22 protein-coding genes are annotated in these 23,981 nt (G+C 51.0%); 18 read left to right on the top strand and 4 right to left on the bottom strand.

Features of this window, described 5'->3' with window-relative positions; translation table 11 throughout:
• The first annotated feature begins 2 nt into the window (after nt 1–2).
• The 8 genes from MKY82_RS02690 to MKY82_RS02725 all read left to right on the top strand — a co-directional run bounded on the left by MKY82_RS02690 (nt 3) and on the right by MKY82_RS02725 (nt 8,867).
• Nucleotides 3–953 carry a sugar ABC transporter permease gene (locus MKY82_RS02690; RefSeq protein WP_194540641.1) on the top strand — a complete coding sequence of 317 codons (951 nt, stop codon included), beginning with the start codon at nt 3–5 and terminating at the stop codon, nt 951–953.
• Entirely contained in the window at nt 943–1,803 is an 861-nt protein-coding gene (locus MKY82_RS02695; protein ID WP_220686762.1) for a carbohydrate ABC transporter permease, read from the top strand. The genes MKY82_RS02690 and MKY82_RS02695 overlap by 11 nt, the downstream gene beginning before the upstream one ends.
• Before the next feature lie 244 nt (nt 1,804–2,047).
• Nucleotides 2,048–2,767: a glycerophosphodiester phosphodiesterase family protein gene (locus MKY82_RS02700; RefSeq protein WP_339295441.1), complete on the top strand. Its 720-nt coding sequence runs from the start codon at nt 2,048–2,050 to the stop codon at nt 2,765–2,767.
• A 355-nt stretch (nt 2,768–3,122) separates the two neighbouring features.
• Nucleotides 3,123–4,577: an MDR family MFS transporter gene (locus MKY82_RS02705; protein ID WP_339295442.1), complete on the top strand. Its 1,455-nt coding sequence runs from the start codon at nt 3,123–3,125 to the stop codon at nt 4,575–4,577.
• Between the two features lie 28 nt (nt 4,578–4,605).
• Nucleotides 4,606–5,205 (top strand): TetR/AcrR family transcriptional regulator, encoded by a 600-nt coding sequence (locus tag MKY82_RS02710; protein WP_233354729.1) that lies wholly within the window; start codon nt 4,606–4,608, stop codon nt 5,203–5,205.
• 166 nt (nt 5,206–5,371) lie between these two features.
• Nucleotides 5,372–6,403: a copper amine oxidase N-terminal domain-containing protein gene (locus MKY82_RS02715; protein ID WP_339295443.1), complete on the top strand. Its 1,032-nt coding sequence runs from the start codon at nt 5,372–5,374 to the stop codon at nt 6,401–6,403.
• A 252-nt stretch (nt 6,404–6,655) separates the two neighbouring features.
• Nucleotides 6,656–7,978: an MFS transporter gene (locus tag MKY82_RS02720; RefSeq protein WP_339295444.1), complete on the top strand. Its 1,323-nt coding sequence runs from the start codon at nt 6,656–6,658 to the stop codon at nt 7,976–7,978.
• On the top strand, nt 7,950–8,867 hold the full coding sequence (locus MKY82_RS02725; RefSeq protein WP_194540647.1) for a polysaccharide deacetylase family protein: 918 nt from the start codon (nt 7,950–7,952) through the stop codon (nt 8,865–8,867). The genes MKY82_RS02720 and MKY82_RS02725 overlap by 29 nt, the downstream gene beginning before the upstream one ends.
• 104 nt (nt 8,868–8,971) lie before the next feature.
• Here MKY82_RS02725 and MKY82_RS02730 read toward each other — a convergent pair whose 3' ends face one another.
• Nucleotides 8,972–9,670, bottom strand: coding sequence for a hypothetical protein (locus tag MKY82_RS02730; protein ID WP_339295445.1), 699 nt, complete (start codon nt 9,668–9,670; stop codon nt 8,972–8,974).
• Between the two features lie 160 nt (nt 9,671–9,830).
• On the opposite strand from MKY82_RS02730, the gene MKY82_RS02735 reads away from it, so the two are divergent.
• The 3 genes from MKY82_RS02735 to aspA all read left to right on the top strand — a co-directional run bounded on the left by MKY82_RS02735 (nt 9,831) and on the right by aspA (nt 13,591).
• Nucleotides 9,831–10,550, top strand: coding sequence for a response regulator transcription factor (locus MKY82_RS02735; RefSeq protein ID WP_194540648.1), 720 nt, complete (start codon nt 9,831–9,833; stop codon nt 10,548–10,550).
• Entirely contained in the window at nt 10,547–11,911 is a 1,365-nt protein-coding gene (locus tag MKY82_RS02740; protein ID WP_339295446.1) for a HAMP domain-containing sensor histidine kinase, read from the top strand. The genes MKY82_RS02735 and MKY82_RS02740 overlap by 4 nt, the downstream gene beginning before the upstream one ends.
• Nucleotides 11,912–12,169: 258 nt before the next feature.
• The gene (aspA, locus tag MKY82_RS02745; protein WP_339296630.1) at nt 12,170–13,591 is read left to right on the top strand and encodes an aspartate ammonia-lyase; all 1,422 of its coding nucleotides are present in this window, start codon (nt 12,170–12,172) and stop codon (nt 13,589–13,591) included.
• A gap of 99 nt (nt 13,592–13,690) precedes the next feature.
• Here aspA and MKY82_RS02750 read toward each other — a convergent pair whose 3' ends face one another.
• Nucleotides 13,691–14,302: a hypothetical protein gene (locus MKY82_RS02750; protein WP_339295447.1), complete on the bottom strand. Its 612-nt coding sequence runs from the start codon at nt 14,300–14,302 to the stop codon at nt 13,691–13,693.
• Between the two features lie 240 nt (nt 14,303–14,542).
• Between MKY82_RS02750 and MKY82_RS02755 the strand changes: the two genes are divergently transcribed.
• Both MKY82_RS02755 and MKY82_RS02760 read left to right on the top strand, forming a co-directional pair.
• Nucleotides 14,543–16,156 (top strand): ATP-binding protein, encoded by a 1,614-nt coding sequence (locus MKY82_RS02755; protein ID WP_194540651.1) that lies wholly within the window; start codon nt 14,543–14,545, stop codon nt 16,154–16,156.
• A gap of 106 nt (nt 16,157–16,262) precedes the next feature.
• Nucleotides 16,263–17,879 (top strand): Na/Pi cotransporter family protein, encoded by a 1,617-nt coding sequence (locus MKY82_RS02760; RefSeq protein WP_339295448.1) that lies wholly within the window; start codon nt 16,263–16,265, stop codon nt 17,877–17,879.
• Between the two features lie 107 nt (nt 17,880–17,986).
• Here MKY82_RS02760 and MKY82_RS02765 read toward each other — a convergent pair whose 3' ends face one another.
• Both MKY82_RS02765 and MKY82_RS02770 read right to left on the bottom strand, forming a co-directional pair.
• A complete protein-coding gene (locus MKY82_RS02765) occupies nt 17,987–18,445 on the bottom strand; it encodes an SAM-dependent methyltransferase (protein WP_194540653.1) in 459 nt (152 codons plus the stop codon).
• Nucleotides 18,446–18,464: 19 nt separating this feature from the next.
• Nucleotides 18,465–19,271 (bottom strand): helix-turn-helix domain-containing protein, encoded by an 807-nt coding sequence (locus tag MKY82_RS02770; protein ID WP_339221311.1) that lies wholly within the window; start codon nt 19,269–19,271, stop codon nt 18,465–18,467.
• A gap of 215 nt (nt 19,272–19,486) precedes the next feature.
• Between MKY82_RS02770 and MKY82_RS02775 the strand changes: the two genes are divergently transcribed.
• The 5 genes from MKY82_RS02775 to MKY82_RS02795 all read left to right on the top strand — a co-directional run bounded on the left by MKY82_RS02775 (nt 19,487) and on the right by MKY82_RS02795 (nt 23,882).
• Complete coding sequence (locus tag MKY82_RS02775; protein WP_194540654.1) at nt 19,487–19,939, top strand: SRPBCC family protein; 453 nt, start codon at nt 19,487–19,489, stop codon at nt 19,937–19,939.
• A 311-nt stretch (nt 19,940–20,250) separates the two neighbouring features.
• A complete protein-coding gene (locus tag MKY82_RS02780; RefSeq protein WP_220686755.1) occupies nt 20,251–20,853 on the top strand; it encodes a DUF421 domain-containing protein in 603 nt (200 codons plus the stop codon).
• A gap of 167 nt (nt 20,854–21,020) precedes the next feature.
• Nucleotides 21,021–22,352, top strand: a complete 1,332-nt coding sequence (locus tag MKY82_RS02785) for a hypothetical protein (RefSeq protein WP_220686754.1) — start codon at nt 21,021–21,023, stop codon at nt 22,350–22,352.
• A 170-nt stretch (nt 22,353–22,522) separates the two neighbouring features.
• Complete coding sequence (locus MKY82_RS02790) at nt 22,523–23,617, top strand: DUF4349 domain-containing protein (RefSeq protein WP_220686753.1); 1,095 nt, start codon at nt 22,523–22,525, stop codon at nt 23,615–23,617.
• 130 nt (nt 23,618–23,747) lie between these two features.
• On the top strand, nt 23,748–23,882 hold the full coding sequence (locus MKY82_RS02795; protein WP_256720511.1) for a hypothetical protein: 135 nt from the start codon (nt 23,748–23,750) through the stop codon (nt 23,880–23,882).
• Nucleotides 23,883–23,981 lie beyond the last annotated feature (99 nt).

The raw sequence follows: 23,981 nt of genomic DNA on the forward strand, positions 1-23,981 counted from the left end.
CTATGGAGACCAATAAACAAGTGACAAAGGCGGCGTCCAATCGGGCGACCGCTTCGGTCTCTAAACGGATGTCTCATACGTTGATCGAGAAGTGGAAGGACTTTTCGTTCGCGGTTCCGGCGTTGTTATTCATGGGCGTGTTTTTGTATTATCCCCTGGGCTATTCCGTGTACATTAGTTTTACGAACTGGAACATGACCCGTCCCGTGAAGAAATTCGTGGGCGTCGATAACTATACGCGCTTGCTGTCGAACTCGGATTTCTATCACTCCTTGAAGGTCACGTTCTTGTATACCGTGATGGACGTTGTATTTACGCTTGTCATCGGACTGCTGCTGGCGTTGCTGCTCAACGTGTCGTCGTCACGGTTGTTTGGATTCATGCGCGGCGTCATTTTTATGCCCTATTACATCTCGATGGTTGTCGCGGCCATGGTATTTACATGGATTTACAATGGACAATACGGGCTATTGAATTCCATTGTTTCCTGGTTCGGCATGGAGCCGGTCGAATGGCTGACCAACCCTTCGACGGCACTGCCGGCGCTGGTTGCCGTTTCCGTATGGAAGGGCGTCGGCTTTGCGATGATCCTCTTTATTGCAGGTATGCGCGGGATTCCGGCCGAGTATTATGAGGCAGCTTCGATTGATGGAGCCAGCAAGTTCCGGCAGTTCCGCAACATTACGCTGCCGCTCTTGTCGCCTATGACCCTGTTTTTGGTCATCACCAGCTTTATCTCCTCTATGCAGGTGTTCCAGTCGATCGACGTCATGACGGGCGGCGGTCCGCTCAAGGCAACGAATGCGATTGTGTACTGGATCTATACGATGGCCTTTGATGAATTCAAAACAGGAAGAGCCTCGGCGCTTGTCATGATTCTGTTTGTAATCATATTGCTGTTAACATTGGTACAATGGGTGGTCAGCAGGAAGAAGGTGCACTATGAAGGATAATTATATGGCTGGATCCGCCAAGAACCGGAAGGCCATGATGACGCTCCGTGTGATCGGAGCCGTGATCGTGACCCTCGTCATGTTCTTTCCGGTGTACTGGCTGCTGATCAGCGCGCTCAAGACGCAGTCCGAGATGCGAATGGCCGTTCCTACATTCTGGCCGGAAACCTTTGCCTGGCAGAACTTTGCCGAAGCCTTCCGGGTTATTCCTTACGCCCGGTTCTTCGGCAATACCTTGCTCATGGCGGTCGGCACCATTATTCTGCAGCTGAACGTGGCGCTCATGGCCGCTTATGCATTCGCGAAGGGGAAGTTCTGGGGACGGGACGCGCTGTTTCTGTTGGTGCTTGCCGCGTTGATCGTTCCGGAGCAGGTGATTTTCGTTCCCGTGTACGTCATGATGTCCAAACTCGATTGGCTGAACACCTTCTGGGCGCTTATCGTACCTCACGGGGCGTCCGCCTATGCGATATTCCTGCTCAGGCAGGCTTTCAAATCGATTAACAACGACGTGCTGGAAGCGGCACGCGTGGATGGAGCCGGTCGGTTCTCCATTCTATACAGGCTGTTGTTCCCGATGGCGATGCCGACGATCGTCACCATGGGCGTGCTGATCTTCATTTCGTCCTGGAATTCATATTTCTGGCCGCTGATCATGACCAACAATAACGACATGCGTGTGCTTACGGTAGGTATTGCGATGCTGCGGGATTCCATTGCCGGAAATGAAGCGATGTTCTTCAATGTCATTATGGCGTCCAGCGTCATGGCGATTATCCCGATCGTACTGGTCTTTACGGTCATGCAGAAGCATATTGTGGCCGCGATGGCGAATTCAACGTTTAAATAACCACATAACCGAATGAAGCGGTATTCAAGACGGCATGGAAACGGTGGGCAAGGATACACCGCTATGCCGTCTGTCTGTATTCTCCCGAAGGTTATGATCTGCTGCAGACAGCAGGGATCGGAAAGTTCATGGCGAACAGTCCTATAGAGCTTTAAATACCACCCCGATTACGTAAGTCAGTCCGTTACCGTAAGATACTGGCGTGATCGAGGCCATCAATCGACTAGATATGGAGGAATTGCACATGGAAGTACGTGGATTGGCTCATAGAGGGTATCCGCTGAAATACCCGGAGAACACGATGCTGGGCTATCAGAAAGCATTGGAGCTTGGCTTCTCGCACTTGGAGCTGGATGTCCAGCTGACGAAGGACGGCGTGCCCGTTGTGATTCATGATGCGACGGTAAACCGGACGACCAACGGAACAGGGGCAATCAATGCCTTCACGCTGGAGGAAATACGCAAGCTGGATGCAGGTTCAGGAGAAGTGATTCCCACGCTGGAGGAAGCACTGCGTTTTGCCAAGGATCGGATGATCGTTGACATTGAGCTGAAGCAGATGGGGGATACCTACCCCGGCCTGGAACAGAAGGTCATTGACGTAATTAAGGATACGGGCATGGAGAAGCAGGTGTTTCTCACCTCCTTCGATCATTATTCCATTGAACGGGCACGCTCCCTGGATCCTGACATTGAGCTGGGCCTTGTGATTTATGGAGCTACGCCATCGGTGTTCCCTTATCTGGAGAAGATCGGGGCTCGTTATGTGTCCGTCAAATATGTGTACGTGACTCCTTCCTTTATGGAGGAGGCGCGCAAGCGGGGCATCCAGCTCATTGTCTGGACGCCGGACGATGAGGCTGTACTGGCATCTCTTGCCCAGTACCCTGAGCTCTTGATCGTTACGAACAATCTGGAGGGCTGGGCCAGAGTATACAAGGAGAAGATTGCGCTGAACGCCTAACGGCTCCAGAAAAACTGATGCGCAAGCTGGGTGATATGTACAAGGCGCCGCTTGCATTTATAAGGTTAGGGGAAACGCCCGTTGACGGTCCCTGGAGTCGGCAGGTGTATGTATCAAAGGATCTGTCCTGGTCTTGGAGCGGGGGCAGGTCCTGTGTTAATTAATGGGTTTAAATATCTGATATCCTGCGTGTTCTGCTGCTTATACTAGCGGATAATGCGGCGGGCTTTATTCGGATTGCCGAATTTGAAAATTTAATGAAAATTTTCAGTTGACCTGCGGACAATTGTCCGTTAGAATAAAAAACGCGTTACCGGACAATTGTCCGTATACAGAGATAAGGGAGGATAAGGTCTTGGATATGGGAGTGGGGCCAAGTTCGGCCAAGATTGATTTAAGTAAAATAAAGAGAGGGCCGATTGTTGCCGCACTGATTATCGGCGCGTTCGTTTCCATCTTGAATGAGACACTGCTGAACATCGCTTTCCCAAGCTTGATGGAGCAGTTTGGTATTGGAGAGTCGACGGTTCAGTGGCTTTCAACATCCTATATGCTCGTTGTCGGTATTCTGGTGCCGGTCACGGCGCTGCTGCAGCTGTGGTTCACGACAAGACAGATGTTTATAGGCGCCATGACGCTATTTCTTATAGGTACGATTATCTGCGGCTTCTCACCGGTATTCGGGGTGCTGCTGGTAGGGCGTATCCTGCAAGCGGTCGGAACGGGGCTCATGCTGCCTGTTCTGATGAACACCATACTTAGTATTTATCCGCCTCAGAATCGCGGAGCTGCTATGGGCATGATCGGTCTTGTCATCATGACGGCCCCGGCGATCGGACCGACGCTTTCGGGCTTGATCGTGGACGCGCTGAACTGGCGCTGGTTGTTCTATCTGGTCATTCCATTGGCTGCGTTCTCCATCATATTTGCTGCGGTTTTCCTGAAGAACGTATCCGTACTGACCAAGCCGAAGGTCGATTATATTTCGATTATTCTGTCTACCATCGGTTTCGGGGGTATCGTATATGGATTCAGCAGCGCCGGAGAAGGCACCTGGTCTGATCCGAAGGTGCTTTGGTGCATTGCGGCAGGGGCCATCAGCTTGCTGTTCTTTGTATGGCGCCAACTGAAGATGAAGGAACCGATGCTGGATCTGCGTACCTTCAAATTCCCGATGTTCTCACTCGTGACCGTTCTGATGCTGGTGCTAATGATGAGCATGTTCTCCACCATGATCATGCTGCCATTGTTCCTGCAGAACGCACTGGGCTTAACTGCGCTTGCGGCAGGCCTGGTTATGATGCCTGGTGGTATCATCAACGGATTGATGGCTCCGATTACAGGGAAGCTGTTCGATAAGTTCGGACCGAGGGTTCTGATTATCCCAGGTCTTGCTCTCTTGAGTATCGCTATTTTCCTGTTCTCGCGCATCGACGCTTCATGGACCGGTGGTTATGTTATCTTCCTTCATGTTATGATGATGATAGGGATTTCGATGGTTATGATGCCGGCCCAGACTACAGCTTTGAATCAGCTGCCGCGCTTGCTGTATCCGCATGGAACAGCCATCATGAATACACTGCAGCAGGTAGCAGGAGCCGTAGGTATGGCGCTCTTTATCAGCATCATGACAGCAGGTGCTAAAAATTACGTTGAAACAACCGGGGATCTCAATCCGGTAGAGAGCATGGTTGCCGGTCTTCATAATGCTTTCGTAATCGGACTTGTTCTTGCAATCATCGCTTTAGTACTGGGATTATTTGTTAAACGCACAACTTCACCCGTTGAAGAAGAACAGTCTGCTGCATAAGGTTCCCGTGTGTTCAAATTAGAAAGGGATGCGTGCATTGCCGAAAGAGAATGACGAGTTGGGTCAAAAGATTTTGGATACGGCTCAGGCTTTATTTAATAAATACGGAGTCGAGGACGTCTCCATGCATCAAGTGGCGAAAACGGCCGGGATCGGGCAAGGCACCTTGTACCGCCGTTACCCCAGCAAGAGCAAGATTTGCTTTACGCTGATGGAAGCCAAGATCGATCGGTTTATGGAGGGGTTGGAGGTTTACCTTCAGAGCAGCGAAGGTGAACCGGTGGCTCATCGGCTGCGGACGGTGATGACGAAGGTCATTCTCCATTTCAATGAAGATTTGGAGTGGCTACGGGTAATGCTGACCTCTGACCGGCTGGAGGACACCAAGAACATTATGTGTGAGAACCCGCCCTTCACGTTTTTGAGGTTTCAGATCAAGCGCCTGCTGGAGCGTGCGGCGGAGCAGGGAGTACTGATGCCGCTAGACCCTCAGTTTACCTCTGTGATGCTCGCATCTCTGCCGCGCGCGGATATCATTCTATACATGCGTGATGTGGGATACAGCGCGGAGCAGATAGCGGAGGAATACTGCAGAAGCTTTGTTGACCCGCTGTTTATCCATCGCTAGTCAGATAATAGAGGCCGTTTCGGAAGACTTGATAAGTCTAACCCGGAACGGCCTTTTTGCGTGCTATCTTCCACATTCACTTATCATTTCATTGCAACATTTGGCAAATACGCCCGTCAGTATAGTAGTACATGATAAGTTAAGGCACCTAGAAAGGATGATGAGCATGAACAAACAATGGAAGAAGCAAGCAGCGACAATGATGGTTGCGGCCATCGCTGTCTCCGGTGGCGCAGCGGCTTATGCGGCACCCCAAACTGGAGGCAGCCAGGAACAGAAACCGGTCGTAATTTCGGCTGTAATGGATTATGGAGTTCTGGTTAACGGTAAGGAAGTGGCGGGCACCGGTTATATGAACGCCGATGCGAAGCAGGTCATGATTCCGCTGCGGAGTGTATCCGAGGCGCTCGGACTTGAACTGGGCTGGAATCAACAGGACCGCTCTGCGGAGCTGACTAAACCGGGATCCCCGATCTGGACTCTCGTGCAAACGGGCAAAGACCAGTATGCGGTTAACAAAATGTATAAGTCCCTCGGCGCTGCGCCGGTGAATGTGAAGGGTACGCTTTATGTTCCGGCTAACTTCTTCAGCGAAGTGCTCCATGTTAACGTCTCGGCCGATGGCACGAAAGTGAGCATCTCGTCCGAGGAAGAAGTGAAGAAGGAAACCGTCACTGGCAAAATCACCGAAATTATCAATAACGAAGATCGCCAAGCCGTTCACATAAACGGAACGGGAACGGAAGGAATCCTTCTGAACGTGGATGAGAACACCGTTATCCGCGGTGAAGAAGGCAAGGACATCGAGTTTAAGGATCTTGCGAAGGGGATGGAGATTGAAGCCGTTCACAGCCTGGCGATGACTATGAGCCTGCCTCCGCAGACCTATGCTTATGAAATCAGCGTGAAGTCGGACAAGGAAGAGACGGAGCAGCTCGCTACAGCCGGTGCCATCGCAGACATCAATGCGGATGGCGGCAGCCTGCGCGTAACGATTAAGGGTAAGGGATTAACGGAACAATCGCCAAATGAAGTCGTCCTGAATTTGACGCCTGAGACGGTTGTCGTGAATAAAGACGGAAAAACCTTGAAAGCAAGCGATTTGGCTGATAATGTAGAGATTATCGGTTATTACAGCCCGGTGCTCACCAAGAGCCTGCCGCCGATCGGCAATGCGATCAAAATCGTTCTTCAATAAGGAATGAAAACAAGAAGCCTGGCGGATAACGTCAGGCTTCTTAGTCGTTAATGTACAGCGGGGGAATGGGGTTTTGAGGGATTCCATGGCACAGACCCTTTCGGAAGATCATCTAAACTTATGGTTGCAAAATGGCCTTGCATGAACTTTATAGTGAGACCTCTTTCCCTCCCTCCAGCAAGAGCAGGTATATTCGTGCCATGCGCAGAATACTGTACAACAAAATCGTCCATGACGGATGGAGGGAAACGGATGAAGCGCAGTTGGGTGAATTCGCCGTATTCATATTCGCTTGGCATGTTTGCCATGATGGTTCCGAGCCAGGCGTTCAGCTCCTTTTACATCTTTTTCTACGTGGATACATTGGGTCTTGGCATAGGGCTGGCATCCCTGGCACGAACCGTATTCCTGATCTGGGATGCGGTTAATAACCCGCTGATGGGGTATTGGTCCGACCGTACGAAGACCCGGCTGGGGCGGCGCAGGCCGTGGATATTCGGCGCCATTCCGCTGTTTATGCTGACCTTCGTGCTGGTGTTCTCGCCGCCGGAAGGATTGTCTGAGAACGGACTGTTCATGTGGTTCTTAGTTGCCCTTATCCTGTATGAAGCGGTAGCGACCGTATTATGGGTCAATTATGGAGCGCTGTTTCCTGAGCTGTTCCGCGGAGACCGCATCCGGGCGAAAGCTTCGGCCATTCAGCAGGGCTACCAGGTTGTGGCGTTATTGATCGGTACCGCGCTGACCCCGATTATATATGACGCCATGGGATTTTCGAGTATGGCGATTCTGTACGCGCTGCTGTTCGGCGTGTTCATGTTCCTCTGCATGATAAGCGTCCGGGAGCAGGAGGCCTACAGCGCCAGCGAGCCGCTCAAGCTTGTCCAAGCATTCCGCGAAACCTTGCGCAACAAGAAGTTCTGGGTGTTTAACATCTCCAATTCATTCGCCCAGACAGTAAATGGCCTAATAAGCTCGACGATTCCTTTTTACGCAAAATATGTGCTCAACATCCCGGATAATCAAGTATCTATTCTGCTGGCAGCTGTGTTTGTATCGGTCATTCCGCTGGTATTCGTCTGGTACTGGATGATCCGCCGGATGGACGGCGTGAAGGCATGGCGTTTGTCGCTAGGAGTATATGGGTTATCCGTCATCCCTCTGTGGTTTGGCTATGATCTGATCAGCGGGATTCTGGCAGGCATCGGCGTGGGATTCGGTCTTGCGGGATTTCTGGTAACGCCGGCCATGGTGAGCGGCAACATCATCGACGAAGATGCGGAGCGGACGGGGCTGCGCAGAGAGGGGATCTATACGGCTGTCAGCGGATTTATTACGCGTTCCAGCGGATTGATCTCTGCCCTGGCATTTTTTGTGGTAGGCATGATATTCGGGTATGAAAGCGGTGACAACCCGGGGAGCGATCCGGAATCGACCTTCAGGTATTTGATTAGTGTCGTTCCATTGTGCTTGCTGGCGATTTCCTTCCTGTTATCGTTTGCAACCAAAATCGAATTCTCAAAAACCATAGGAGGCGGGCACGACCATGGAGCGAAGACTGATCATCAACTGTGACGATTTCGGGCAGAGCAAGGCCATGAATGAGGCGATCCGGCATCTGCTGGAGGAGAACAAAGTCTCTTCGGCAACCATTATGACCGTGGCTCCCGGCTTTGAAGAGGCGGCCTCCTGGGCGGCACGCCGACGCCAACCGAATGTGGGGCTGCACCTCACCATGACGAGCGAATTTGAGGCTCTGCGATGGAGCAGCTTAACAGGGCATTCCTCCCTTCATGATGCCAGCGGCCATCAATACCGGACCGTTCAGGAGTTTGAACGCGGGGCTGAGACGGGTGCCGTGTTAAAAGAGCTGGAGGCGCAGTATAGGTTGGCGAGCCAGGCCGGGATCCGCATTAGCCATGTGGATAATCACATGGGCAGCCTGTACGGGATGGAAACGGGGCGAAGCCTCATTCCGCAGATGCTGTGGAAGACTTCGCGTTGGCGCCTCCCCGCACGACTATTCCGCTATATCTACCCGGAGGATCCACTGCTCAGCTCGCTGCCGAATATCGAGCGTCCGGTCGCGCTCGCTTCAGGCCTTGCTGACACGTTTGGCGTGCCGATCCCGGATTATCTGCTCTCTCATCCGTTTCCTGTTGTTGAGGGAGAGACTTACGAGAGCTTCAAGCAATCGCTGATTGATAAGCTGTACAGACTCCCTGAAGGGGTCAGTGAAACCTACGTCCATCCCGGAGCGGAAGATGAATGGATGCTGGCGAATATCCCGCATTGGGAGAAGCGGGTATGGGAGTACCGGCTGCTGTTCGATGACGATTTTGCTTACGGACTGCGGGATGCCAAGGTGATCCTGACGGATTACCGTTATGTAGAGGAGCATTTAAAGAAGCCGCGCGTGCGCTCGGCCATGAAGCTGATGAAGGCAATGGCCAAAAAAACGTAAGTCTATGCCACAACAAGCCCTGCCGCGGCACCGGCAGGGCTTGTTTGTCTGTTAAGTACGGTTGGCTTTCGCCGACCGATGCTAGATGCTGCTGACGTATAAGTTTACTTCGCTTCAGCTTCCAGCTTAGCGATCTGTTCCTTGTATTGGTCCAGCAGCTTCGCCAATGCCTCTTTAATGGCATCCGAGTCCTTGGAACCTACGGCTTTGAAGAGGTCGATTCTGGCATGGATGAAAGCCAGATCTTCATCGCTGATTTTCACTGCCTCCAAACCAGCTGCCTCGCTATGGATCACGTCGTGTTTCACTATGCCGGCATCGGTTTTAACAGCTTCGGCTACTTCTATTGCCGTACCTTCTAGTGGAGTAAACTCCTTGATCTGGATCGCTTTGAATTCCTTGATATCCCCGCTGCCCGAGGACCCGTTGATATCTACAGCCGGAGTAGCCTTCACGGCAATTGCAATTCCGAATTCGCCATCACCCGTAACCGGCTGTGCATCACCGTTGTCTGCGTCGACAGCTGCAGCCTCCGAGAAGAAGAAGGTTCCCTCGGCTCCGGCAAGCTTGCCGTACTTCTCAAGCGTTTCTTTCCAATCCTGTACCGTTTCCGGTGCATATTTCTCTGCCAATTCCAGCGGGTTCGGCAGAATGGAGATGGTAGTGGCGGCTTGTATAGGTGCGCTTTTGCCTGGTTGTTTTGGTACATCACTTGTGTCAGCTCCTGATGCATGTACGGGGACGGCTGCCGTTCCAAGCAGGGCGGCGGACAGGGCGAGCTTGCCAAACAGTTTGTGTTTCATCGTTTAACACTCCTTGTGGGGTTGGTTTGTCTTACAGTACCCAGTGTACGAGTCAGCATTGGCAGAACATTGGTGTATTTGTGGAAAAATAATGGCAATCCCCTTCATCTTCCTACAGCTTGGTATACTGAGAGGAGATGAAGCCCGGAGGTCTATATATATGAACCAAAATTATCTCATCGCCGTGGTTGACGATGATCAGCATATACGTAATTTGGTGGAAGCTTATTTGCGCAAGGAGGGCTACAAGACGGTTGGCCTTGGCACGGCAGAGGAGGGCTGGGAGATGTGGAGAACGAATCCGCCGGATATGTGGGTGCTGGATATTATGCTGCCCGGCATGGACGGCTTCGAATTGTGCCGACGGATCCGTGCAGAGGCCGAGGTCCCGATCATCATGATCTCTGCCAAGGATAGCGAAGTGGATAAAATACTGGGGCTTGAGCTGGGAAGCGATGACTACATGGTCAAGCCGTTCAGCCCGCGCGAGTTGGTTGCCCGAATCAAACGACAGCTGAACCGATGGTACAAATTCCATCATGAGGAGCGTGTTCCGCGGCTTGCGCCGGCTTCTCCGGAGCTTAGCAACGGACGCCTTCAGTTAATGCTGGAGGAGCGGCGCGTGTTCTGGGATGGGGAAGAAGTGGATATGACCAACAAAGAATTCGAGATGCTGAAAGTGTTTGCCGAGCATCCGAACCGTGCGTTTACAAGGGATGAGCTGCTAACCTCCGTATGGGGCGACGACTATTTTGGAAGCGACCGTGCGGTCGATCATCTCATTAAACGGCTTCGCAAGAAGGTGGAGCAGCTGCCGATCGAGGCTATCTGGGGGCATGGATACCGAATGAGAGTGGATGGGGAGGAATCATCGATATGAAGCTGGTGCATCAGATCAATCTTGCGTTTGCCTTGTCGCTAATACTCGTGCTCTCCGTGACGGCGGTTGTGATTCATTATGTGCTGATGGACCATTTTATCGGGACGCAGAGAAAGGACATGCAGACCATAGGGGCTGAGCTGACGGCAAAACTCGAAACTGCCGCTGCCAAGAGCATTCCTATTGAGAGTGCGCCTTTGGCGGTTAGCGGCTTGACCTCGGCACAGGTAGCGGAAGTAGGCGTAATCATCCAGGATAACGAAGGGAATGTGGTCAGCTCGATTCCGGTAACTCCCTCCGCTCAATTCATGGTAAGTCAGGCGATTCGTCCGGACTATGTGGCTTCGTACTCATCCGCAGCGGGGAGCGGTCAATTCCTCACCGAGGTGACGGCGGTTCCTCAAGGGACGCTGACACTGATCACTCCGATCAGCAAGATTAAGGCCATTGAGCAGGCGCTGATGGGGCGTTTGATGCTCGTATTTGCTGTGGGAGGCGTAATCATGGTTATCTTAAGCTTGTTCATCACCAAGAGATTGATTAAGCCGCTCATGCTGCTGCGGGAGGAATTGAAGAAGGTGAAAGAGCGCCAGTTCTCCGAAGTTCAGCGGGTATCGGCAAGCGGAGAGATCGGCGTAGTTGCAGAGTCCGTGTACGAAATGGCGGGTGAGCTGGAGCGGTACAATCATGTGCAGAAGCAATTCTTCCAGAACGCATCCCACGAGCTGAAGTCGCCGCTCATGTCCATCTCCGGGTATGCGGAGGGAATTCGGGACGGGGTATTCGAAGGGGAGGAGATCCGCAAAGGGCTGGATATCATTATGAGTGAGAGCAGCCGCATGACCAATATCGTGACCGAGATGACGCTGCTCGCGAAGCTGGACAGCGAGGACGATATCTTTAAGGCAACGGCGGTCAATTTGAAGGAGCTCGTGGAGGAAACGATCGAAAGAGTCAATCCGGTCTTGGTGAAAAAGGGACTGTTCGTACATCCTTCCTATGGCGATAACGAATCGTTAATGGTGTATGCTGACCGGGATAAGCTGCTGCAAGCGCTGCTGAATATCGTTTCGAATGGAGCAAGGCACGCGAGCAAGCATATATACATTCAAGCCGGTATCCAAAATAGCCGGGTATTCCTCACCGTTTCCGATGATGGCGAGGGCATATCCGAGGAACTGCTTCCGTATTTGTTCCACCGGTTTGTGAAGGGCAAGAATGGGGAGTCCGGTCTGGGTCTGGCCATTGCTCGCGCCATCGTGGAGCGCTGTGGAGGTCTGATCACGGCAGGGAATCGAACGGAGGGAGGGGCCGTCATCTCGGTTGGTTTCCCTCAGCATAGAAAGACCACCGTCTTCTAGTTCAGGTGTGTCCCCATCTAGGTCTACAGACAGAATCATAAAGATAGGGTAAGAGGGGTCTTTTCTGGGTAATTATACTTAGATAAGGCCTCTTTTTTTGCGCGTTCGCACATATCATTCAATATTCTCTAACAAAACGCGTAAGCTATAGAGGATTTCAAGTGGGAAGGCAGAATTCTGTATATATCCGGGCAAGCTGGATGATAACAGGTGACAAGCATGATACAAAATAATCAAAAGGCGATGGTGATGTTGTCCATGGATATGCAGTATCGAATTGAAAAAGATTTTCTGGGGGAAAAACAGCTTCCTGCGGAAGCCTATTACGGAATTAATACGGTTAGGGCGGTAGAGAATTTTCCGATCAGCGGGGTACCCATCCATGCAGAATTGATATCTGCACTGGGCGAAGTTAAGAAAGCCGCTGCCCTGGCGAACATGGAGCTTGGCCTGCTGCCGAAAAAGATAGGCAGTGCCATTATAGAGGCGGCAGACGAGATCATCGCGGGTAATCTCCGTTCCGAATTTATTGTCGATTCCATCCAGGGCGGAGCAGGTACTTCGATCAATATGAATATGAATGAGGTATTGGCGAACCGGGCGCTGGAGATTTTGGGGAAACAGAAGGCCGAGTATTTCTACTGCAATCCTAATAATCATGTTAATATGTCGCAGTCCACGAACGATGCCATCCCGACGGCGATCCGCATCGCGTCTTACCGTCTGACGCAGGATCTGCTTGAGGTGTTCCGGACCTTGGTTGCCGGCATTCAGGAGAAGGCCAAGGAATTTGATGATGTCATCAAGATGGGGCGCACGCATCTGCAGGATGCGGTACCGATTCGACTCGGACAAGAGTTCGGGGCTTATGCCAATGTTCTGACACGTGACATCAACCGGATCGAGCGGGCCGCGCAAGGCTTGCTAGTCGTTAATATGGGGGCGACCGCTGTAGGTACGGGGCTTAATGCAACACCGGACTATATGCACAGTGTCGTCCAGCATTTAATTGAGCAGACAGGCTTCTCCTTGAAGCAAGCCGAAGATTTGGTCGATGCCACCCAGAACACCGATGCGTATATGGAATTGTCGGCTGCGCTCAAAGTGTGTGCCGTGAATTTCTCGAAAATGTGCAACGATATCCGCTTGATGGCTTCCGGTCCGAGAGCGGGCTTGAACGAATTGAACGTACCGGCAAGACAACCGGGTTCGTCGATTATGCCGGGCAAGGTCAATCCGGTGATGGCCGAGGTCATGAACCAGGTGTCGTTCCAAGTTATCGGAAATGACCATACGATCAGTTTGGCATGCGAAGCCGGGCAATTCGAACTTAACGTCATGGTTCCTGTCGCAGCGAACAACTTAATGCATTCCCTCAAAATCCTGAAGAACGGCATGGATGTGTTCTACAAGAATCTGATGGTCGATCTTACGGCGAATAAGGAACGCTGCAAGTACTTCGTGGATAACAGCTACGGCATTATTACGGCATTGAACCCGCATCTGGGTTATGACGTAGCCTCCAGACTCGTGAAGGAAGCGCAAAAGACAGGCCAAAGCATCAGGGAGATTATTCTGGAGCAGGGTCTTTTGACAGAGGAACAGATCCAGGTCATTCTGGACCCTTATCATATGACATCTCCAGGTATTGCCGGAGAAGAGTTCCTGCTGAACCAATAAGGTGTACCCTCGTTTTATCGATACGAAGAGCCGACCAAGATGTCATCTTGGTCGGCTCTTTTTTGGTGCTGTCGATAATCTCTGACGGATGTCGTAGATTTACGGATTGTTGAGTGCAGCTATAAGAGAGGCGATGACGTTCTTCTCGGGATCATCCAGCTCCTTGTTCGTTTGCCATTGCTCGAGCTCTTCTTCCACCTGTGTAACATTCTGATAACCAAGATGGTAAGCAATATTGGAAATGACGCTTTGCCTCATATCGTTGTCACTCAAATCAGCGAGTGCTCGAACCACGCCCGTTGTGTCTCTGGTAAACAATTCTCCTGAGATGGCGGCGTATTGCTCGGCAGAGGCACCGTCGAGATTGGTGCTTGCCATGAACAGGCTCCTGTAATGTTCGGGTTTGATAAGGGACCGGTGGGTATACAGCAGCTCAAGAGTCTCCAATGTTTTGCCATTGCTCAGGCGGTTGTATTCTGTCCAGTCCATGCCTTCCAATTGAGCAAGCATGTTCGTGACTTTATCCTCGGTATTCATGTCTTCTCCTTCATATAATGAAAATACGTTTTCCGCCGTACTGTTGTAGTCCGCCACTGCAGTTGTCGGAGGTTCGGATGATGGAGCCGGCGCTTCAACTGGATTGCTCGAACAGGCTGTTACAAGAAATAGGACAGCCATGAGGAACAAGTAAGCCATATTGGGTTTGAACATGGATTCTCATCTCCTTTACATCCTAAACGGATATTTGCTGTAAATAGTTACATAAACAGGAGGAGAACATAAGAATATGTTTCCAAATATCTGCTTATCCCGTATACCTTGATAAATGTTAAGATGAAAGCTGCCATGTTCACATTCGATTAAGTTTTACTGGCAGGCTCCATTTGCCGATAAAAGTGATAGAATAAACGTTAGGTTAGATTAAAGTGGCAGTATGATAAAAAGGGGTATGTGGTTTTGGATAATCGATGTGGTGAAATAACCGATCAGGAGATCATTCGGCAAACGAAGCAGCAGTGTATAGACAAGGGGATGAACCCGGAGCTGATTCCAACACATACGAATCGATTGAATGACGAAGTATTGGCCGCAAGACGTGCAAAATATAAAGAATACATCGAAGTGATACAGGTTTTCGTGAATAAGTTTCTTTCTTCAGGATCAGGAAACCCTGTCGTGATTACGATTACGGATAACGAGGGATTCATTCTTGATATGGAAGGGGACCCGACCATCATAGAAACAGCCCGGTATTTGGGTATCACCGAGGGCAACGGCTATTCCCAAGAAGATGGTCCAAGCTCTATTGATCTGTGTCTCCGGTACGAACGTCCGTTTACGTTGATAGGAGAGGATCATTTTCATCACATTCTGCACCGTATGGCATGTTATTCGGCTCCCTTTCACAGCGTGGATGGGAAGGAAATCCTAGGAACCATTTCTCTAATGACGAACAGGGAGTTTGTTCACCCACATTTGCATGCTTTGCTGTGTACGATGGCCGATTCCCTGGAACGGGAGATGGTTACCCGCAAACAGAACACGCAGCTGCAAACCTTGAATCAGGTGCTTCTCGGAACGAATCATTATGGCGTGATCATTACCGATGCAAAGGGTCAGATTCTGGAGATGAACGAAACCAGCTTAAGCCTGCTGTACAAAGGCGGCAGTGATCGGAGACGAACCCAATATGTGGGTCGCTCGGTGTTTGGTATTAAGCCGATTGGCGAGTATTATGAGCAGGTGATACACCGGCAGCAAATCTGCATCGGAGAAGAGCTTTCGCTTGAGATATCCGGAAACATGAATCATTATATACTGGATGTTCAGCCTGCTTACGACCGTGGGGGACAGCTCATGCGGGTGGTAGGTTTTCTTCGTGATATTACGGAGTTGAAGCGTACGGAGGAAGTACTGCGGAATACGGAAAAGCTGGTGTTTGCCGGTCAGGTTGCCGTAAGCATCGCCCATGAAGTGCGTAACCCGCTCACCACGGTGAAGGGAATGCTCCAGTTGGCGAATAAGGAGGCCTGTCTTCGGCACTATGATCTGATCATGTCCGAGCTGGAACGGGCCAATCTGATGGTAGGGGAATTTATGATTTTGGGCAAACCCCAGGCTGCGGTCTTTAAGCTTGAGGACTGCGGTCAAATTCTGGATGAGGTGCTCCACTTGTTTGCGATCCAGGCGGAGCTTAGCGGGATTGAAATGACCCGAAACATCGGGCAGAATGCTACGATTCTATGCGACCGGAACCAGATTAAGCAAGTTTTTCTTAATATTCTGAAGAATGCGATGGAAGCCTTGCCGCATGGCGGGAATATTCACATTCATCTGGATGTGCAGGAAGGATATCAACGCGTGATCTTTACGGATAACGGCTCTGGCATGACTGACGATGTGCTCCAGCGGATTGGGGAGCCATTTCATACGACCAAGCCGGACGGCAATGGCCTTGGCATTATGATCGTCCATCGGATCATGGAGAGCCATAATGGCCGGATTGTCATCCGGAGCGAGGAAGAGCGAGGGACATCGGTCGAAATAAGTCTGCCGATCTCGTAATATGTCGATACTTAGATAGGTGTAACTTGTTGTGATATTATGCTAAATTATTAGAGGGTTTTTATATCCACACTACGAGGTTGACATCTAAAGGAGGATTTTTTTCTTGGATTGGCAGGATATCCTATTTAAGTTTGTAGGCGGCTTGGGCATTTTTCTGTTCGGCATCAAGTACATGTCGGACGGACTGCAGAAGTCAGCAGGAGACAAAATGCGCGGGTTGCTGGAGAAATACACGTCCAACCCGGTGCTGGGCGTGCTGGTCGGTGTCGGTGTCACGATTCTGATTCAATCCTCATCAGGAACGACCGTGATGGCGATCGGACTGGTCAATGCGGGACTGATGACACTTCGACAAGCCATAGGCGTTATTATGGGCGCCAACATTGGCACAACCATGACTGCATTTATCGTGGGGATCAAAATTGAAGAATATGCACTGCCCATTATTGCGGTAGGAGCGTTCTTTTTATTTTTCTTTAACAAGAAAAGATTTCAATATATTGGCCAAGTGATTTTTGGCTTTGGTACCCTGTTCCTAGGGTTGTCGACTATGGGCAGTGGGGTGAAGCCGCTTAGTCAGCTTCCTGCCTTCACGGATTTTATGATCCAGCTAAAGGACCAACCGATCCTGGCTCTTATTGTTGGTACTTTGTTCACAGTGATTGTGCAAAGCTCAAGCGCGACAATCGGTATATTGCAGACGATTGCAGACGAAGGCATGATCAGCCTGCAAGGATCGCTACCGATCCTGTTTGGCGATAACATCGGGACCACCATTACGGCAGTGCTTGCTTCGATTGGCGCAACAGTCGCCGCAAAGCGAACAGCCTTGGTGCACGTCATCTTTAACGTCATCGGTGCTATTATCTTCATGATTCTGCTGATTCCCGTGCATTCTCTGGTGGCGTGGCTGGGTGAAGGCGTTAATATTCGGATGCAAATCGCGTACGCTCACGGCATCTTCAATACGACCAATGCCCTGATCTTCCTGCCTCTAATTCCGACTCTGGCCTGGCTCGTAACCAAGATCATTCCCGGCAAAATGCAGGAGATTGAATTTAAGGCGATTTATCTGGATGAACGTTTACTGGCCACTCCGGCTGTCGCTTTTGGACAAGCCCAGCATGAAATTCTGCGCATGGGGCAATATGCCCGAGAGACGCTCAATGATGCGTCTGCTTTCTTTTTCAGCAGGGAACCCCGGGTGGGGGAACTCGCCCTGCAGAAGGAAGAGCTTATCAACGAATTGAATCGGAAAATTACGGATTATATGGTGAAAATCCAGCAGCAGAACGGATTGCCGGAAGGGGAGTCCGAAAAAGCCTCCGGTTGGTTCCAACTGGTGAACGATATTGAGCGGATCGGCGATCATGCGGAAAATATCGTGGAGCTCTCCGAATTCAGCATTAATAAAAAGGTTGAGTTCTCAGAGGAAGCCGGGCGCGAGCTGAAGGAAATGCTGTCCTTAGCCGACAAGGCGGTGGAACGGGCGCTGACTGCGTTAGAGCATAATGACGTGGCCGCGGCTCAAGAGGTGCTGGACTATGAGCGGCAATTAGACGAGATGGAAGTTAGGTTCCGCAAGAGTCATATCCAGCGGTTGAACCAGAATCTGTGCACAGGGAACTCTGGAGCGGTCTATCTGGATATTCTGAGCAACTTGGAACGTGTCGGAGACCACAGTAAGAACATCGCTCAATTCGTCATGCACAAGGAGTAGGCTTAATCGATATGGATTCCATAGAAACAGCGCTGGCCAAGCCAGTCCTTAGAACTCAAGGACAGGGCATGCCAGCGCTGTTTGTTATAGGATAAAGTACTTCATCCTTATTCCCAGTAACGGGACATAATGTCCGTAGCCCATTCGGGCTGCTTGGTCTGCGTCTTCGGCAAAAACTCCTCCATGACAGGTTTGATATCAACGACGGGAGTCCCGTCTATGGCATCCAGCCCTTTTACGAAAACGGACCTGCCCTCTCTGCTTACCAACTCCACCATGGTGGCTCCTAGTCTGTTGGGTCGGTTCTTGCCCCGCTGGGCGAAGATACCGACCTTGGGAAAGCTCGGATTATTTCGCGGATGTCTCGCCGCGTACTGGATGCTGTCGTCCTGGACGAGATGGAATACATAGATGATTTCGAGGTGGCTGAACGTTTCAATCCCATCCAGGGAGCTTTCATCCCACGCTTCGCCCAGCTTGATCTCCGAGATGACATCCCCCCAGTAATCATCCTGAATCGCCTTTCTTTCGTTATGGACCATTCCGATTGCCTGTATCGTATACATGCGTTAACCTCCTTTTAGGTTATCGTTCCTTCATATAAACTTCCGGCGTTTTACCGATCACCGCTTTAAAATCCCGGATAAAATGCGACTGGTCGTAATAGCCCATGTCCATGGCCAATTGCAGTGCATCCTGTTGATCAAGGCCTTCAAGCATCTCGGCGGCATTTTGCAGCCGGTACAGGCGGATCACCCATTTAGGGCTTACCCCGACGTACTGCTTGAACAGGCGCTGAAGTGATCTCGGGCTCATCTGGAACCATTCGCTAACCTGCTCGACTCGGATGATGTCCCGGTTGTGATGAATGTGATCGATGATGGCATGAATCCGTTCGATCTGTTCGTCTTCTTCGGGGAGAACACGGCGGATAAGCTCCTCCATGTACCTGACTTTTTGCTCCGGTTCTTCTGCGGTCAATAGCTGCTGTTCCAGCGTATGGGAGTCGACTCGGAGAATCTCCATGGTCCCTATGGAGGAATCCGTCAGACGGTCCATGGACGTGTTCACGAACGGATAGAATCCGCCGGGTCTGAACTTGATTCCGAATACTTGGCCCCTCCCCTCCAGATGGTGGGAATGCCTGGTGCTGGATACGCCGTAAAAAGCGGTTCGATGAAGCTGGACGACCAAGTTTGCGCAAGGATTAGGAACAACATCCTGCAGATGAGGCTCCTGACCGGTTAAATCCCAATGAATGATCCAGTAATGCTTGATGAAATAGGAAAGGTCGCTGGATGGGGGAATTCGCAGGAGCTGGAACTTCTCTCCGGCTCTTTTCATGTTCAAAATGCCAAGGCTGGACTGATGAGGATGCTGAATCATGGACATAAACACCTCCAATTAATCCGTAGCAGGCCTGGATCAATAGACCATAGATCACTGGCCCCATACGGGACTTGTGCTTGTGATTTGAAGTGATTCCATAGGTTGCAGCCTGTCGCATTTTTACAATACTTGGATCGCAGCTGCTTGATAACATCATCATATCACAGGAGGACAAGTCGGTCTTCCTGCGCATTTTATAGAGGGTAGGAGGAAGCTGCATGGAGCCGTTGCAATATGAGTTTTATATCGGTGCTTCGCCGGAGAAGGTATGGGATGTCTTAATTTCGCCGGAGGGTACGCGGGCCACCTTTTTCGGGAGCGAACTGAGATCTTCATTTGAAGTCGGGGAGCCTTATGCTTATGTGGGTCCGGGGAATGACGGGGAGGAGACGGTTCATGTCTATGGGAAGGTTCTGGCTTATGAGCCGCAGAAGACACTGAGTCTGTCCGAGCATCCGGGGCCGTCGTATTATGCCAATCATGAGGAGCTGGAGTCTCGGATTACATTCACTCTCGAGCCGGTAGGGAATTGTACCAAGCTGACGCTCGTCAATGATCAATATACGCCAAATCACCCGTCCCGTGCCAAGGCAGCGGAAGGCTGGTGGATGACCATGAGCATTCTGAAGACCTATGCGGAGACGGGGAAGACGCTGGAATTAGGCTGGTAGCCACAGGGTGAATAATCGGCATATGGCCGACAGCATCCAAGCATCCGGCTGGACTGTACCGTTACGCATGATGCATGGAATCGTTATATGCCCAGGAAAGAAAGTCGATTAAAGAGCCGTAATGGCTCTTTTTTTGCGGGGGTTTATAGAGGCAGGCAGCAGGCGTATAAGCCGTTTAATTTCTTCACCGTGTGTATTTTATAGGAGGTTTGGAGTCTGATCAGTCAGAAGCCTATTTACGGTGTGTAGCAGATGGATAGATTGTACCAATGAGGGAAACTCTATACCTAAAAAGGAAGGGAGGTCCAAGGGTGAGCTGGATCATGATTTTGAAGGCGGTGGGAATTATTGTTGCCGGAACCATCCTATTTCGGATCGGCGGCAGGAAATCCATCTCACAGATGACCATTACGCAGGTTGTCATTATGATCGGGATTGGTTCATTGCTCGTACAGCCTCTAAGCGGTCAGGGCTATTGGGTTACGATCGGGGTTGCTACCGTCCTCATTCTCTCTATGGTTATTATGGAGTACATCGAGTATAAGGCTGACGGGCTGGAGACGTTAATCTCCGGCAAATCGGTGGTGGTCATTGAACACGGCAAACTTCATGAGGCCAGTCTCGACAAGCTGAGACTCACGGTGGATAAGCTGGAGATGAGGCTAAGACAGGCGGGAATCGCCAATATATCGGACGTGGAGTGGGCTACGCTGGAGGTCAGCGGAAATCTGGGATACACCTTGAAGAGCCATAAGCAACCGGCTACAAAAGAGGATATTAACCAGCTTATGGCGCTCATTAGCCAGATTGTCCCTGTCCCTGCCACACCTCAATCGGAGACCAGCTCCGCTGCTAGCCTCTTCTCTGAAATCAAGAACGGCCATCAGTCGAAAGTGCCGGAGAAATGGCAGTAATTAGAACTGGAGTGGAATGACGAATCGGTTGAGAACCAAAAGTGGGAGTTGCTTCGCTTTTGGTTCTTTCACTTGCCAAATTTCTGATAGCGGGTATGATTTAGGTATCCATCCCGGCTTGCCGATAAGCGGCTTCCGGCAATGGGAAAGATGGGAGTGAATGAAACATGACGGAGCGGAGGCAACTCCCTGTCCAGCAAATTCGTATCGGTATTATCGGAAGCCAGACGATCGTTGATAAAATTATGAAGGTCATTGAAACCTTTCCTTCCTTTGACCCCGTACCGCTTGTTTTTCAGGATGATGACGAAGCGCCGGCCCTGGCTGAGCGGATCGGAGGCGAGGTTGAGGTGTTGTTCCTCTCGGATCCGCTGACCCAGCGCAAGGTGAAGGAGCTCGGACAGGTCTCGATCCCTGTGCATTATGTCCCCGTCACGGACGCGGGTTTATATAAAGCGTTGTTCCATGCCGGGGAGCGGGGAAGACTGGCTGGCGGCATATCGGTGGATACTTTAACCGAGACGATGGTGGTCCGGACGATAAGGGATCTGGGTATCCCGGCCGTACAGGCCGCCATTTACGATGGACCGGCTTATGCCCCGAAGGAGAACCTGGTTGCTTTTCACCGTCTACAATATGAATCCGGCGCGTGCTCCGTTGCGTTCACGGGCGTGGAAGCGGTGGCCCATGAGCTGACGAGGCTCGGGGTCCCTAATGAGTGGCTGCTGCCTTCCGATCAGGATATCGTGGTATCGCTGGAGCGGGCTTTGCTGTCTACGGCATCCCGTCGTAGCAGGGAAGGCCAAATCGTTGTTGGGATGATTAATATAGATGATTTTGGAACCCAGGCGTTAAGACGGAATAATGAGCATGAGGTGCAGAAGCTGAAGCTGGACATTCACCGGATGGTGCTCGATTATGTGGAATCGCTGGACGGATATCTGACCCATCTGGGCGGGGACGAGTATTTGTTCTTCACGACACGCGGCATCTTTGAACGGGAAACCGGCGGCTATAAAACGATCCCCTTGGCTAAAGACGTGAACAAAAGCTATGGTATTTCGCTCAGCATCGGGATGGGTTTTGGCCAGTCGGCCAGCATGGCGGGAACCAATGCGCGAATCGCGATGCGGAAATCCAAGGAGGTGGGCGGCAACGCCTGCTTTATCGTGCGTGAGGATGGCACGCTGATCGGACCGCTGGAGATGTCCGACCCTGTGCAGGAGGTGCTGTCCTTTACGGATGCAGGGCTGATCAAGCGGGCAGAGGACGCAGGGATGACGAGCGCCTACTTGAGCAAGCTGCTGAACCAGCGTGCCCGTTCGGGTAAATATGAATACAAGGTCCATGAGCTCGCTCACCTGCTGGACATTACCGTCCGCAGTGCACATCGGCTGCTCCAATTGTGGACCGACAACGACTTGGTTGAGATAGCCGGAATCGAGAAGGTGCCGAGGGGAAGGCCAAGGCAGATATTCAGATTCACGTTTCTGGAGTAGCGTTGTGAAATAACTTTGGGAACACTGGCGCCTCTTCCGTTATGCGACGGAGGAGGCGCTTTTCCGGTATGGTCCCGCTTGGAGAGTTTTTTAGCGCGCCTGCAACCTTCCAGATGATGGAACCGTTAGTAGATAAAATGGAATATATTTATCTACAGGGGGGTTGAAATATGGGAAAGCGGGGTTCATGGATTGCTGCTTTGATGCTTATCGTATTGCTGGTCAGCGGCTGCTCTTCGGGTTCTCAAGACAAAAGCGCCGGAAGTGCCGCGCCCGTCGAAAAGCAAGTAACATCGACGGATCAAGCCTCAAACAAAACAGATGGAGGTGCGGCGAAAGCCGAAAGCGAAACGGCGGATAAGAGCAAGAACAGCGCCGAGGAGCCGGTATCGGCGGATGCTGAGCTTCCGAATATGCCATCGCCTGCCCAGACTTCCGGCGCAGGGTTTAACTCGCAGGATTTGTCAAGCGGCCTCAACCAAAAGCTGATGTACAAAGCGAATATCGTGATGGAGATTCAGGACTATGGAAAAGCGCAGTCGGAAGTCCGGAACACAGTGACGCTTTCCGGCGGTTATATTGTTAATTTCAGCGAAACCCAGTCCAGCAGCGAAAAAGGCGGCACGTTTATTGTGAAAGTTCCTGCGAACGGTTTCTCCTCCTTTATAGACCGTTTGGAGAACATTGCGCATGAAAGCCTGCAGCGAAGCATCGAAGGGCAGGACGTGACCGAGGAATACATCGATTTGGAATCCAGGCTTAAGGCCAAGCAAATCATGGAGGAGCAGTACGTCGCCTTCATGAAAAAAGCAACAAAAACGACCGACCTTGTCGCTTTTGCCAACGAGCTGGAGCGCATTCAATCCGAAATCGAGCAGATGAAAGGCCGGATGCGTTACATTGATCAAAACGTGTCTTACTCCACGGTAGAAATCAGGCTTTACGAGTCGCCCGAAAAAAAGGATGATCCCAAAACGTCCGCCATTCAAGCGCCGCTCGGACAGCGGGTTTCCCAAGCTTTTCAGGGCAGCATCGATGTGATCACCATCATCATCCAATGGATTATCGTCATCCTTTCCGGCTCACTTCCCTTATTGGTCATCGCGGCCTTCGTTCTGCTCATCCTATGGCTTGCACGAAGATCGGGGCAGCGGAAACGGGAAGAGGCAGCCCGAATACGAAAGCTGCTCAATAACGGCGTGACATCGGAGCAAGGATATCCGGAAGGCCACAAGGACGAGGATAAACGATTGAAAGACGAATAACGGCAGGAGCAGACCAAATACATCAAAAAACAATCATAAAATCCCGAGGAAGGCAAAGGCAAATCTTCAGATTCACCATTCTGGAATAGGATATCAGATATGTATTATAATGGAGGAAGAGGTGATCGTGATGAATAAAACGAAGGTCAAATTTACTCGCGTTGAGAAAATCGTCATCTTCACGATGCTGGGGCTGGCAGCCTCCTTTATCATTGCCTTCCTCGTGCTTCGACACATCGTGCTGAACGTTTCGTTTGCTCCCTGAAACCAGGGAGCTTTTTTTAGGAGATAAGAAAATATAAACATCCGAGGCTTAGCATCTTTATTTCGCAGGTAAAAACTTCCTCTAAACACGATCTATCTA

This window comes from Paenibacillus sp. FSL W7-1279, assembly GCF_037969845.1.
Taxonomy (GTDB): domain Bacteria; phylum Bacillota; class Bacilli; order Paenibacillales; family Paenibacillaceae; genus Paenibacillus_AQ.

Bases quoted from the DNA above. Each gene is read 5' to 3' on its own strand.
- MKY82_RS02690 (WP_194540641.1), top strand. From the start codon at position 3: ATGGAGACCAATAAACAAGTGACAAAGGCGGCGTCCAATCGGGCGACC.
- MKY82_RS02695 (WP_220686762.1), top strand. From the start codon at position 943: ATGAAGGATAATTATATGGCTGGATCCGCCAAGAACCGGAAGGCCATG.
- MKY82_RS02700 (WP_339295441.1), top strand. From the start codon at position 2,048: ATGGAAGTACGTGGATTGGCTCATAGAGGGTATCCGCTGAAATACCCG.
- MKY82_RS02710 (WP_233354729.1), top strand. From the start codon at position 4,606: ATGCGTGCATTGCCGAAAGAGAATGACGAGTTGGGTCAAAAGATTTTG.
- MKY82_RS02715 (WP_339295443.1), top strand. From the start codon at position 5,372: ATGAACAAACAATGGAAGAAGCAAGCAGCGACAATGATGGTTGCGGCC.
- MKY82_RS02720 (WP_339295444.1), top strand. From the start codon at position 6,656: ATGAAGCGCAGTTGGGTGAATTCGCCGTATTCATATTCGCTTGGCATG.
- MKY82_RS02725 (WP_194540647.1), top strand. From the start codon at position 7,950: ATGGAGCGAAGACTGATCATCAACTGTGACGATTTCGGGCAGAGCAAG.
- MKY82_RS02730 (WP_339295445.1), bottom strand. From the start codon at position 9,670: ATGAAACACAAACTGTTTGGCAAGCTCGCCCTGTCCGCCGCCCTGCTT.
- MKY82_RS02735 (WP_194540648.1), top strand. From the start codon at position 9,831: ATGAACCAAAATTATCTCATCGCCGTGGTTGACGATGATCAGCATATA.
- MKY82_RS02740 (WP_339295446.1), top strand. From the start codon at position 10,547: ATGAAGCTGGTGCATCAGATCAATCTTGCGTTTGCCTTGTCGCTAATA.
- aspA (WP_339296630.1), top strand. From the start codon at position 12,170: ATGGATATGCAGTATCGAATTGAAAAAGATTTTCTGGGGGAAAAACAG.
- MKY82_RS02750 (WP_339295447.1), bottom strand. From the start codon at position 14,302: ATGTTCAAACCCAATATGGCTTACTTGTTCCTCATGGCTGTCCTATTT.
- MKY82_RS02765 (WP_194540653.1), bottom strand. From the start codon at position 18,445: ATGTATACGATACAGGCAATCGGAATGGTCCATAACGAAAGAAAGGCG.
- MKY82_RS02770 (WP_339221311.1), bottom strand. From the start codon at position 19,271: ATGTCCATGATTCAGCATCCTCATCAGTCCAGCCTTGGCATTTTGAAC.
- MKY82_RS02775 (WP_194540654.1), top strand. From the start codon at position 19,487: ATGGAGCCGTTGCAATATGAGTTTTATATCGGTGCTTCGCCGGAGAAG.
- MKY82_RS02785 (WP_220686754.1), top strand. From the start codon at position 21,021: ATGACGGAGCGGAGGCAACTCCCTGTCCAGCAAATTCGTATCGGTATT.
- MKY82_RS02790 (WP_220686753.1), top strand. From the start codon at position 22,523: ATGGGAAAGCGGGGTTCATGGATTGCTGCTTTGATGCTTATCGTATTG.
- MKY82_RS02795 (WP_256720511.1), top strand. From the start codon at position 23,748: ATGAATAAAACGAAGGTCAAATTTACTCGCGTTGAGAAAATCGTCATC.